This window comes from Chamaesiphon sp. OTE_20_metabat_361, from assembly GCF_031364565.1.
This window is the reverse complement of the sequence record NZ_JANLWO010000885.1, coordinates 1-12,364: the sequence shown is the minus strand read 5'-3', so window position 1 is coordinate 12,364 and position 12,364 is coordinate 1. Positions and strand designations below refer to the sequence as shown.

The window sequence follows — 12,364 nt, the reverse complement described above, 5'->3', positions numbered from 1 at the left end:
CCATCATATATATTGCGCTAGAACTGGGCGATTCGACGGGCGTATCGGTTATTTGTTATGAACGATTGGTGTTCAGTTACATCAATTGTGACTGCTAACTGTTCGCTACTAACTGTTTGAATCTGGCTAGCAGGTTATTTTATTTAACTAACTCGGCTCCCAATAATTTGGTCAGGATTTGACGACTGAGGGCTTCTACTTGAGGCTCTAGAGCTGTAAAGGCAGATTGCTTTTGCTTGTCGATCTCCTGTTGAGCTTGTTCGCGTTGAACTTGAGCTGCTTGCTGAGTTTCGGCGATTTGTCCGGCAGCGATTTTTTGAGCTTCAGCTTTTGCTGCGGCGATGACTGCTTGGGATTCGCGTCTGGTGTCTGCTAGTTCTGCTTCGTACTTTTTAGCGATCGTTTCTGCTTCACTGAGCTTGGCTTTGGCATCGCCCAAACCGCCGCGAATATACTCGTCTCGATCGTCTAATACTTTACCCAGGGGTTTGTAAAACAGTGCATTTAAGACAGCAACCAAAACGACGATTTGAATCATCATTAGTGGCAATGTCGCATCAAAGTCAAACAGTTTACCCTTTTCTTCTACTTCCTCTACTACTGCTACGGCTGTCGTCAACAGTAGAGACCATTGTGAGATCATCTTTGGTGCTTTCCTCTGAAATTTTAGGTCAGGCGGGAAGCGGCAGCAAAATATCGGTAGTGATGGTCGAGGATATTTGAATCTTTAGGGGATCGATCGAAACCGTCAGATGTTCAAATACACTCTCACTCTCAACTAGGTGAATTTTAGCTGCCTATTCCGCTGGGGATTGACGGTAATGATTATGCGAAAGGGTTAGCAAACAACAGAATCAGTGCGACAACTAGACCATAGATCGTCAGCGATTCCATGAACGCCAAGGAAAGAATCAGCGTACCGCGAATTTTGCCTTCAGCTTCAGGTTGACGTGCAATCCCTTCAACAGCTTGTCCAGCGGCGTTACCTTGACCGATACCAGGGCCGATGGAAGCTAGACCGACAGCCAGAGCAGCGGCGATAACGGAAGCAGCAGCAACAGTAGGATTCATGATGTATTTACCTTAAAAAATTGATTGAGAGAATATTAGTTGAAATTTATTTAGTTGGGAGTCAGTTGGGAGTTCGGAGTTGGGAGTTCGGAGTCGTAAGACTATTCACTATTCACTATTCACTATTCACTATCCACTAAACTTAGTGTTCTTCTTCGTGTTCGCCGTGACCTTCGATCGCTTCACCGATGTAGACAGCAGCTAGTGTGGCAAAGACTAATGCTTGGATGGCACTAGTAAACAACCCTAATAGCATAACTGGAATCGGTACAATAAACGGAACTAGTAATACTAGTACACCGACCACTAATTCATCCGCAAGGATGTTCCCAAATAAACGGAAACTTAGTGACAGGGGTTTAGTGAAGTCTTCTAGGATATTGATTGGCAACAGAATTGGTGTCGGTTCGAGATATTTAGCTAGGTATCCCAAACCACGCTTGCGGAAACCTGCATAAAAATATGCCAAGGATGTCAGCAGTGCCAATGCCACCGTAGTATTGATGTCATTGGTTGGCGCGGCTAGTTCGCCTGATGGCAGGTGAATTAGCTTCCAAGGGAGTAGGGCACCAGACCAATTGGATAAAAAGATGAATAAAAATAAGGTACCGATATATGGCACCCAAGGACGATATTCCTTCTCGCCAATTTGGTCTTTAGCTAAGTTGCGGATATACTCCAAGGCATACTCCATCAAGTTTTGAATCCCACGGGGAATGCGTTGAACATTCCGCGTTGCCGCAATTGCCGCAATTAGCAGCAAGCCAATCACAAACCAAGATGTGAGAAATACCTGACCGTGGATTTGGAGGTTCCCCAGTCGCCAATATAAATGACGACCGACCTCCAATGCTGCCAAGGGCAGGGAATTTGTGATGTTTAAACCAGCTAACATGTGCATCTAGGAGCTATTTCTAGCGATTATCGATCGATGTTGCAAAGACATTTGCGATTGGTGGTCGATCCTGCGCTCGGCTAAATTCGATTTTAGTCAGACGAGAGTATCCGCACGAGGTAGACGATCGACGCTGCTTTGTAGGTCAAAAAACCTAAAAAGACTGGTAGAATTTGCAACTGATCCCATTTGGCAGCAACGAGCATCAAGACTAATACTAGGGCTTGACGATTGAGGCTCAGCTTCATGGTTTCAGTACCAAGGCGGTCTACATCTCTGGCTAGCAGTCTCAAGTACACTACTCCTGTAACTGCACCTAGTAGGTAATTGCCAGCGATTCTCAAACCATAGAAATAAACCACAGTAGGAAATGCTACAGCAGCGATCGCTAGAGTAGTCAGAAACAATTCTTGCTTGAGCTGTTGATACTCACCCATCGAATTGTCTGACGTTTGAGTTACACTAGACTCCTCAAGTGTAATTGCCTCATCAACTAATTCTGTCAGTTGAGGCGTTTCATCAGTAGAGTTCACAGTAGTTTAGTGTTATTCGATCCCGAATCGACCATCATCGATTGTATCATCGAGCGGCATCAATACTTAAAAAGATTTATCGCTCGATCGAGTTCGTGCTACCAATCAGTCCGCGAGTACGGAAGATGTCGGTAATCGTCGGTGCATAGCCAGGTAGCCCAAAGGTAGCGGGACTCACGGGGTTCTTGGCTCCAAAGTGGCGGTAATTGAGACAAAACCGATCCCACTCGGCCATTTCGATCTTAAATAGTTTAATCAAGAAATTGGCAAGAGCGATCGATAGGGGAATCTGGAAGGGGCTACGTTTGCCAAAGTAGGCACAGATTTCCTTAATTCCAGCATCGGCACTCACTAACTGGTTGCCCAGGACGATGCGCCGATCGAATTTGTCGGCGATTTCAGGATGTGCGATTAGATGTCTGACAACTTCAGCGATATCTTTGCCGTGGATAAAGTGGAAGCTCCCGTCGGCACTCAACCATTGCAGTAAACCAGCATATTTAGATATATTTGTCAAGTCAGCAGATAGAAAAGAATAGGGTTTGGTATCGTCACCACCGAATACCAGTGTCGGGAAAACGGTAGTAATTTTTGAGGCAATCTTATGCTCGGCACCAACGGCATTTTTTTCCCGTGTCAGTTTGTCTAAACACTGATATTTAGACACTATATAGTCAGTCCCGATCTTACTCGCTTCTGGTAGTAATTGATTCTGTCGATCGAGTACACTTTGAGTCGAGAAATAAATAACTTGCTGACAAACTTCCGGGTCGAGTAAGTCAAACAAGATATGAGTTTTAGTATAGTTAATATCAAAGGCTGCTTGCCCACCCCAACCAGCAGCAGTCAGGACGGCAACATCGATCGTCTTGAGTAACTCAGCCTGTTTTTCGATTTCCATCATGTCTGCGGTGACGACATGAATGCCCGGACGTGCTTTAATATCTACTTGCAGTTTGACAGGGTTGCGGACAAATAGAAATAGTTCGTGGTCGGTATTTTGGATCAGGGCTTCGCTGATATAATGACCGACACAACCACTGGCACCTGTGACAAGAATACGCATCAAACTAGGAATTAGAAATTAGAGGGCATTATACAAGATCGGTGACGGCTCCGCGAACTTAATTGTTGCGTGTAAGTTGCTAGCCGGATCGTTTTCTTGATTCTAAGATCCACTCACCATCCATTTAAGGATACCAAGGATGCGTTCGACTGGGGTAACTTGATATTCGTTCAGATCGAGCGTTAGATCTTTATTTTCAAGTTTGAGGAATTGCCACAACTTCCCGCTGGTAACGCAGCCATAGATGACCGAAATCGGCTTGTCTTCATTTGCATTAAATATTTGAGCAGCGACCATTTCAGCGGCACACTGCCCTAAGCCCACATCTAATTCTCCTTTCTTTGCTTCCACTAACATGACGATCGGAGCTTGAATTATAGATGAGATCGTAGATTTACTTAATAAGAAGTCACAAAAACCATTCAAGCCACGCTCTCGTTCGCATAGCGTCCCTGTAGGGGAATCGACATTAAACTCTTCACCTGAAAATAGTTGGATTGGGCTGTCGGCTAGTCGCAACAATTCAACTAAAATTGGACTGACTAATAACTCTGACTTGGCCTTTTCAGATTTTGCCCTCTGCGCCAAGGGCAAATATTGTGCAAAAATGTTTAAGAACTCTGGCTTTGGTGATACTGGCGGTAGGGATTCGCAAAAAGATGACTCGATGAGATTTAAGTCGAATTGACCGATCGCACCTTGTAAAGAAAAATTATTATACGCCATAAATTTAGTTTTCTCCTACTTTATAAAAGTATCCTCGATCGCGATCGAAAGATGGCGGCGGAGTTGGCGAATGATATCCAAATTACCATCCGCTGATTTGTCTATGCTCCTGGTAATCGATCGCGTCTGTCGCGGCGGTACTTACCAAACCGATAGTCTAGCGGGCGATCGAGTGGATGCAGACTATAATACTCTCGATCGACAAATCTAATTATAGAAGTAGCCGACTCTGTTAAACCAAAAAAATAGGTGGTCATCTGGTTGGTTGTGGCAATTTGGGCGTAGTGGCTGGTAGTGCCTTTAGTCCGCCCTACTGCCTTGCGTAAAGCGCGATAGGACTCCAATCGCTGAGTAGCTAACTTCCGCTCTGTGCGGCAAGCAAACCAGCGAGTTTTAGCCGCAATTACTGGTTCGCCGCCGAACACGATTAAGAGATGGAGCAACACTCCCAGTGCCGTCATAATTGCCACAAAGATCCAACTAAGTCGGCTGTCTGATTGGGAAAGATACATGGTGTAAGCAAAAACGGCTGATGGCAATACTGCCCAGCAGAACCCAGTGACATACCAAAAAATCACCCAGAAAGTTAGCAATCTGTCGAACGGATCTTCCCGCCTTACCAGTTTGGCAGCATGGATTAACTGAGCAAATTTAAACTCAGTTGCCATGTAGAAAAACGGAAACAAACAGGTTGACAGCAATAGCAACCAAACTGGTGCATCGGTTAGTAATAGCCGAATTAGATAGTCAGCCAAGCTGTGAAAAATCAGGAAATCGAGAAACAAGTTAGCCCAGATTGGGAGCAACAAGAACATGTCTGCGGCACCATCTTCCGCAGCACTGTGAAAATGCTGTTGATTGAGATCGTAATAAAGCCAGTAATTGGTATCGTTTGGGAGAAAAACATTCCAGCAATCGCTCAAATGGTTGAGTTCTTTTTCGACAGGCGATGCGGTGCGATCGAGATCATAATTATCGGTCATGATGCTTTACCCCTAAAATTTATTTACCAGTAATAAATCGCACGGCACCTTCGATCGATTCATAAGGTTTGTTGCCGCCTAACAGGGGTTGTAGGATGCCAGCTCTACCCCCACTACTGACTAGTAATACCTGTGGATTACTAGCAAATTTGACTTGTTTGGGATTGTTTTGAGCAGTTTCCAATCCATCTGTAATTAATAAGGCAATATTGCGGGGCGGTTGTCGCCAGTTGCCAGCCTCAGACAAATACAAATCGCCGCGCTCGATGGTGCCGACTACATCGGAAGCCTGACAATTGGCAGGCTGCGCTAGAACCTTGCTAATTTTGGTGGTAAATTCCGTGCTGTTTTGCTGTGCTTCCTGCTGCCGTGATGCCATTGCCTGTTGATACGAGCTGAGCTGCTGCTGGTAAACTTTAGCTTGAAGATCGTACTGTTTTTGCAATTTGGGCAATTCCAGCGGGTTCACCGTCCCCGATTTGGGCATTGGGGTGGGTGTTTGGGGTGCGAGTGGCGGTTCTGGCATGTAGAAGCTATTTAAGCGCAGATCTGAGGAGGTACAGACTTCGGCGACTCGAACTTCCCCACCCACTTTTTTGACTAATTCGAGTAGAGGTTGAAGGTTGTCGAGTTTGAGAATGGGAATTTTCGATGTACCGACGCTTAATGTGCGATCGATCGCCACATAAATCCGGACTGGCGACGAGATCGCTGGCGGCTGGGGATTAGCAGCCACTGAAATTGGGGGAGTGGAATTACAGCCTGTTAATCCCCACATCAAACCAAGGATCGATAGTAACTGGAGCTTCATAAATATTGGTTATTGATTGCATATTTTGAGTGTGGAAATCGGGGTTAATTTTATTTGTCGATCGGCGATCGCTGCCGGGAAAATCGGTCTGAGTTTTCTGATAAGATCGATGCCGCGATCGTCGGTAAAATCTGTACGATCCGATCGTAAGATATTGAAATATTCAAACCGATCGATCGACCATAATCGATCGGTATTTGCCAATGGGTAGCAAGCGTAAATGCCGGAGCTTCGCGATCCAACATTTGCATCAGCCGAATCCAGTAGTAGATATCTTCACTGTCTTCAGGACAGCAGCGAGCGCAGATTTTTTTTAACTGAATAGCACTACTTCGCACGATGATGTTCTTGACTGCTGATTCCATGTCGCACATCCTCGCTATTGTGTGTGCGACGATTCTAATGTCAGCATGAAGAGAAAATCTACCCCCATCTGTCGGTAGTATTTCGACAGGTGTCGTCTAAGCTGGGGAAATACAGTTCCACCGCCATCTATGCCGATCTCGATGCCATTCGAGTTTGACGATTTCGGCTGGGGGATACCGCCTGTCTCCATTTTCTTGGAAGGCGATTTGTCCGGTGATGCCTTGAAATTGATGATGCCCTAGTTTAAAGTGTCGATGTATCTGTTCCAATAACGATCGAGAGTCGTCAATGTGCGGAAATTGCTGGAGCATCTGATAAATTAGCAGCACCGAATCAAAGGCTGTGGCACTCCGCCATGTCACTTTATTGGCATCCCACAGGCGACTGGCAAGGGTACAAAACTCCTGAGCGGTGAGCCGTTTGCTATTGCAGCCATTCGTGCTGCTATCCCAGTGCCAGGGCAAACAGGTGATAATGTGGGGCTGAAGATCGCCGTTGGTGGAGTCTTTGGGCACGAGAATCGAATTACTAAAATTTTGTTTGTACAAGGTAGCCGAACCAGCCAACACACACCGATCGAGATTTAATTGGCTCAATAATCCGGTGTTAGCTAAGAAATTTGGATCGATTCTTGCATCGATAATAATAATTACAACATCTATCTCTTCACTATTGATTTGCTCGACATAATTACGCGCTCTAATATCTTCTTCGTTTAGATATCCAAAGCGCAATAAGGTTTGAAAGCTAGCAGTTTTTTTTGCTAGTTCATGTTCGATCGCTTGCAGATAGGAGTTGCTGTAAATACTATTTTCAGCATAGATAATTGCCGTCTTTTTGAGCGCAGGCAAATGGGGGAAAGCTGCTGGGTCTGACAGAAAATCAACTAATTTAGCGGCATTAATGGTATCGATCGGCGGAATCCTAAAGAAGCCTAACCGATCGCCAATTTCCAGCGATGATAATTCAGTTGAGGTGCTGCTAGAATTGACGAGGACGATCCCAGCCTGAGCGTATACAGGTACGGCTCTTTTAGTTGCCTCGCTGGAATAATGTCCAATAATTGCGATTAAATTTAGTTCCGATCCTAATCTCGTTAGATTTTCGGCTGTCCGATCGTCGCCATCATATAGATTATTAATGTCGTTAACTATTAAGATTTTAATTGCAACTTTAGAGTCCAATAACGTGTCGAGTAATGGCGGTACGTTTGGATAATGTTCGGCTAATCCTAATTCATCAATCTGAACATTTACTTGTAACTGAATTTGCGCGATACCTTGCAAGGTTTCGGTTGCAATTTGACCCCGATCGTGATTAATTGGGACGACAACAGCGATCGTCCGCACGGGGATGTTTTTCTTAATTAGTCGCTGATGATTTCGGTCGATCGCACAGTTATTGATATAGATTAAGATTTCGGGACTGCCACTATGAAATATTTGTCTCCCACTCTCCCACGCTGCTAGAAAACAGCTTTGTGCTTGATACCACAAACCAGATTGATAAAATCTAGCAGCACTAATTTGGTCGTTACCAATTCGGCGATCGTATGGATATAAAAATACTTGTCTGCCAAAGCTAGCCTGAAAATTATCAGCATTGAGTTGTGCGGGAGGATGCAGTCGATATGCTCCGTCTGGATCGAGCAACCAATTGAGAATTAAAATCCAATTCCCGGTTACTTTCTTGCGATCCATATCCATCATTTCAGCTATTCTTTCATAAAAATAATTGCTGAGTCTATCCCTGATATAGAAAGGGCTTCGCGATATTATCCGAGCAATTCCATTACGTTCTTGACCTAATAAAGACGCACAAATAATCTGGCGATCGAGCGCATTTAAAGTATCCGATCCGGGCGATATTCTTTCTAAATCACGAAAAAATAGATCGATATCAATTCCTAATCTTTGATTGAGGCGATCGCATTCTGCACACATAATTACGTCCCCTTCAGAACATCTCACCTGTATTATACGCGATTGCCAAAATAAGACACTCCTGCCTACATAGTACTGAGGTTAGATCGAAGCCCCCAGCACCACGCGGAGCAAGATATGTCTGTTGCTTTAAGTTAGCTAAGGTAAGTTTTTGCCGCAACCTATATTGCTACAACTACTTTACTTTCAGCCTCAGCGAAGAGCGAGTCGGTGAATTCCCAATCGCGTTAGCAACCTGCATGTTATTGATATAATTGGTTAATTGAACCGTTGTGACTGGCGGAAGAGTCTTGAGACTAGTTTGAAATTCTAGATCGGATTTTTGAAAAACAACCTGCCGTTGAACCGAGTTAATTTTATTCCACTGAATCTTAGGATCGGCTTGGAGTCTGGCTAATCGATCGCGTCTGAGTTTGCTTATCTGTTTAATTTCAGGGATATAAGCTTCGAGATTTTGTCCCCATTGAATCCGCATTTGTTCGCGAAAATAATCACCACGTCGAATCCATTGACCATTTTTAAATGCCAACCAATTTGTCGGTAATCTAGATAGTTCCTGTTTGGTATCGATCGGAATTCTGGCATATTCAGCAGTGAGTTTGGCTGCAATTGCATTTTTGAGCTTGGTGTCAGCGGTAGCGACAGATTTACCCATCACCTCATTAACCATAAAACACAAGACTTCTGCGCTCATGTCGCTAGTCATGCGAGTTAATGGTGGTTTTCCTGGTGCAAGCCAATTTTTGGGTGCAGCATCATAAAAAGACACCAACCACAAAGCATCTCCATCCCCATCGAGTACTTGCTGGCGGAGATTGGCAATAATCTTGGTTTGTAGTTGAGTTCGCTCGACGGGAGTACCACGCACGATTTGAGGTTCTAGCGCGATGGTTTGGGTAACAGTGTTTCTCAATCCCAAGTTAGTTACCCATTCTCGATTGAGTCGCTGCGAGATCTTTGCTTGCTGATTGGGGGTAAATTTGACTGCTAGTAACTGTGCGTAGAGATTGGTAAAGCTTTTAATCGTGACTGGAGTCAGGTTCGGGACGACAACTAGCGGTAAGTTATTCGTAGTTGCGGCTGGAGCGGTTGGGGGTGTAGCAGGATTAGCTGGGGTGACTTTACTGGGGGGACTATTTTGGACTGGTGGTAGAAATCTATTTTGAGGAGTCGAATTAGGTACGGTTTTGACGGGAGTAGTTTTAGGGGGTGGGGTAACTGTAACCGCAGGTGTGGCGCTCCCGATGGTGAGACTGGTGACACACAATAGGGCAATAACGCCAGGATTCATGCTGCTTGGTTTCATAATATTTGCCTATCCCCGAGATGAAGTTGTCACTAGTTCTAGTTCACCGATCGATTATACTCTGCGACGATCGTCTTACTTGGGAGACTGCGGATCGATCGCCCGATCCGCAGTCTCCAGGTAATTGTGGCTAGCTCCTAGTTTCGGACGCAAATTGGGGCGGATTGTTTCAATAGACTTTCTGCGGAAGTCAGGGGATAGGGGATAGGGGATAGGGGATAGGGAATAGGAAAAAGTGCGTTGGCTCAGCTTAGCATCCGCAATTCTCAATTCTCAATTCTCAATTCTCAATTAATTTAACGACCTAAAATTTCGCCGACTGTCTCTGGTTGGGAGAGGGATTTGACGGCAATTGCGGCGACCATTTGCGGGTCGAGATTTCCCCATTGGACGATCGTCGAGGGAATGCTGCTAGACTGAAGCTTAGCAGCTAAATCTGGGGCAAGTGGCATCGGCTCGATCGAGACTAATTGGGGCATTATTTGTCCGCCATAAGCAGAAATTGATTCGATTTCCAGCGAAAATAGACCGGGAATAAAGCGAGGATTTAAGGCGCGATCGTACTCAAATTTACTGAGCATCAATTGAAACGAACGGACTTGGGTCGTATCCAGTGGCGCGTCACTGACAGTTTTGGCTCGGAAAATCGGCACTAAATCTCTAAATGGTATTTGAATCGTCATCCATTCATTAGCAATCGTATCGAATGAATGAGCGTAGCCAATTCCATCCCAGGTGGATTCAGTTCGCACGAATAACTTATATCGCTGTCCGTCCCCTTTGACTCGTAGTTCGATGCCTTGATAGTTACTCAGCGATAGTGCTGGCTCGAAATTGCGAGTTCGCACCGAAGCAAAGCCACCAGAATTTTCGATCGAAACATTGCCACTGAAAACAGCAGCTCCCGTCCGCAAGCGAATACCACTTTCACTCACACCACCCATCACCACATCATCCACCGCTCCCCAGGTGGCTTGGAGATCGACTGTGGGGTGCGTAAAATCAAACAGTTCTAACCGACGATCCGATGGTAAACCAGCAGCAACCGCAGTTAAATTAGCTAAAATAGGTGCCGAAATCTCCTGATGCGGATCGTTGGGACAAATAATAATGGCGCGAACTCCCTGCATCAACCGATTGCTAAGGCTATCTTCAAGCCGATCGCTAAAATTTGCCTGCACAAATTCAACATTTGCGGGTACACTAAACGGTGTCAAGTTTAGATCCGAGATCGCCACCCGCACGCGATAACCACTCTTGAGCAATTGCCCAATTGTCAATTGTCCGATCTCGCCCAACCCACCAACCACCAAAACCACACCCACAGTTGTTCTCCCTCCATCAATAGTCGCTCGATTGCGATCTGTCGCGCCGCTCAGCCAGCGCTGGACATCGCTAACGACGGGAATCGCCCCAAAATAGTTCACAGTATTAAAAAATCTGCTGACATCCCATTTAGCCATGATGTTAATAATTTGGTAGTGGGTTAGTGACGATCGTTGCTAGGATTGGCGCATATATTGCTAATTATAACGAGTTTATTTTCTGAGCCTGTCAAAACTGCAACAGCGGCTCAGCCTATTTTCGCGCATCCCCAACATACTTATGATTCTTGCAGATAAAATCTTCCTTTATTTAGAAGATATCGAAAATCCGATCGGTAGAATCGTAAATTTACTGATTACCGGGCTGGTTTTAGTTTCTACCGGGATCTTCATCGCCGAAACTTATCCACTTCAGCCAGATATTCGATCGCTCCTTGGGAAGATCGATCTGATTATATTATCAATTTTTGCAGTTGAATATTCGCTCCGCCTCATCGCCGCCCCAAATAAATTCAAGTATCTCTTTAGCTTTTATTCGCTCATCGATCTAATTGCGATTTTACCAGTCCTGACTGGCATTACCGATGTGAGCTTCATCCGAATTTTACGCTGGTTTCGGATTTTGCGATTGCTCCGGTTTATTGAGGGTAAAGCGTTCTTGGGTAATCTCGATCGCGAGGATAGCTCGATCGTTACCCGGATTTTATTTACAATTTTCTCAATTATTTTTATCTATTCTGGCTTAATCTACCAAGTCGAGCATCCAGTCAATCCCAAGAATTTTGGGACGTTTTTTGATGCCGTATACTTTGCGGTAGTCACGATGACAACCGTGGGTTTTGGCGATATTACACCTACCTCTGACGTGGGAAAATTGATGACAGTGTTGATGATTTTGACGGGAATTGCCCTCATTCCCTGGCAATTAGGAGATCTAATTAAACAAGTAGCTAAAAGTGCTAATAAAGTAAATGCTATTTGTCCTAAATGTCAGCTATCAAGCCACGATTTAGATGCCAATTTTTGCAAACGTTGTGGTGTCAAATTGGGGTGAGGTGCAATTTAGCGATCTTGCCCTCACCCCCAGCCCCTCTGTCTTGTCGTTGTCTTGACGCACACAAACGGGAGGTTCCCTCCCGTTCGATGCGTCGCGTTTTTATTCGGGGGTTTCCCCCGAATAAAAACGCCGCTCCCAAGCTTGGGAGCGATTCGCGATAGTCGGGGAACCCGATTGGTGACTAGTTAAGGCGCAAGTGCAGTTGTCAAGCAGGGTGGAGAGGACGGCTCAAAGAAAAATGGCCCTTCCCTACTCACTCGTTCTGGGAAGGGGTCAATAATC

General features: G+C 45.2%; 13 protein-coding genes. 1 reads left to right on the top strand and 12 read right to left on the bottom strand.

Going from position 1 to position 12,364, the window contains the following annotated elements:
* Positions 1 to 139: 139 nt before the first annotated feature.
* From RMO35_RS24905 to RMO35_RS24850, 12 genes are all read right to left on the bottom strand, one after another.
* Complete coding sequence (locus RMO35_RS24905) at positions 140 to 640, bottom strand: F0F1 ATP synthase subunit B' (protein WP_396135074.1); 501 nt, start codon at positions 638 to 640, stop codon at positions 140 to 142.
* A gap of 185 nt (positions 641 to 825) precedes the next feature.
* Positions 826 to 1,071, bottom strand: a complete 246-nt coding sequence (gene atpE / locus RMO35_RS24900; protein WP_295618112.1) for an ATP synthase F0 subunit C — start codon at positions 1,069 to 1,071, stop codon at positions 826 to 828.
* A 142-nt stretch (positions 1,072 to 1,213) separates the two neighbouring features.
* Positions 1,214 to 1,972 (bottom strand): F0F1 ATP synthase subunit A, encoded by a 759-nt coding sequence (gene atpB / locus RMO35_RS24895; RefSeq protein ID WP_309745412.1) that lies wholly within the window; start codon positions 1,970 to 1,972, stop codon positions 1,214 to 1,216.
* Between the two features lie 86 nt (positions 1,973 to 2,058).
* Complete coding sequence (locus tag RMO35_RS24890) at positions 2,059 to 2,499, bottom strand: ATP synthase subunit I (protein ID WP_309745410.1); 441 nt, start codon at positions 2,497 to 2,499, stop codon at positions 2,059 to 2,061.
* Between the two features lie 76 nt (positions 2,500 to 2,575).
* Complete coding sequence (locus RMO35_RS24885; RefSeq protein WP_309745409.1) at positions 2,576 to 3,565, bottom strand: NAD(P)-dependent oxidoreductase; 990 nt, start codon at positions 3,563 to 3,565, stop codon at positions 2,576 to 2,578.
* 102 nt (positions 3,566 to 3,667) lie between these two features.
* Positions 3,668 to 4,291 (bottom strand): hypothetical protein, encoded by a 624-nt coding sequence (locus RMO35_RS24880; RefSeq protein WP_309745407.1) that lies wholly within the window; start codon positions 4,289 to 4,291, stop codon positions 3,668 to 3,670.
* Between the two features lie 101 nt (positions 4,292 to 4,392).
* Positions 4,393 to 5,274, bottom strand: coding sequence for a hypothetical protein (locus RMO35_RS24875; RefSeq protein ID WP_309745404.1), 882 nt, complete (start codon positions 5,272 to 5,274; stop codon positions 4,393 to 4,395).
* Between the two features lie 19 nt (positions 5,275 to 5,293).
* Positions 5,294 to 6,085 carry a hypothetical protein gene (locus RMO35_RS24870; protein ID WP_309745402.1) on the bottom strand — a complete coding sequence of 264 codons (792 nt, stop codon included), beginning with the start codon at positions 6,083 to 6,085 and terminating at the stop codon, positions 5,294 to 5,296.
* Between the two features lie 50 nt (positions 6,086 to 6,135).
* Positions 6,136 to 6,450, bottom strand: coding sequence for a hypothetical protein (locus tag RMO35_RS24865; RefSeq protein WP_309745400.1), 315 nt, complete (start codon positions 6,448 to 6,450; stop codon positions 6,136 to 6,138).
* Positions 6,451 to 6,546: 96 nt separating this feature from the next.
* The gene (locus RMO35_RS24860; protein WP_309745398.1) at positions 6,547 to 8,394 is read right to left on the bottom strand and encodes an ABC transporter substrate-binding protein; all 1,848 of its coding nucleotides are present in this window, start codon (positions 8,392 to 8,394) and stop codon (positions 6,547 to 6,549) included.
* 175 nt (positions 8,395 to 8,569) lie between these two features.
* Positions 8,570 to 9,700, bottom strand: a complete 1,131-nt coding sequence (locus tag RMO35_RS24855; protein WP_309745396.1) for a hypothetical protein — start codon at positions 9,698 to 9,700, stop codon at positions 8,570 to 8,572.
* A gap of 296 nt (positions 9,701 to 9,996) precedes the next feature.
* Positions 9,997 to 11,163 carry a CIA30 family protein gene (locus RMO35_RS24850; RefSeq protein WP_309745394.1) on the bottom strand — a complete coding sequence of 389 codons (1,167 nt, stop codon included), beginning with the start codon at positions 11,161 to 11,163 and terminating at the stop codon, positions 9,997 to 9,999.
* Positions 11,164 to 11,305: 142 nt separating this feature from the next.
* On the opposite strand from RMO35_RS24850, the gene RMO35_RS24845 reads away from it, so the two are divergent.
* Entirely contained in the window at positions 11,306 to 12,079 is a 774-nt protein-coding gene (locus RMO35_RS24845) for an ion transporter (protein WP_309745392.1), read from the top strand.
* Positions 12,080 to 12,364: the final 285 nt, after the last annotated feature.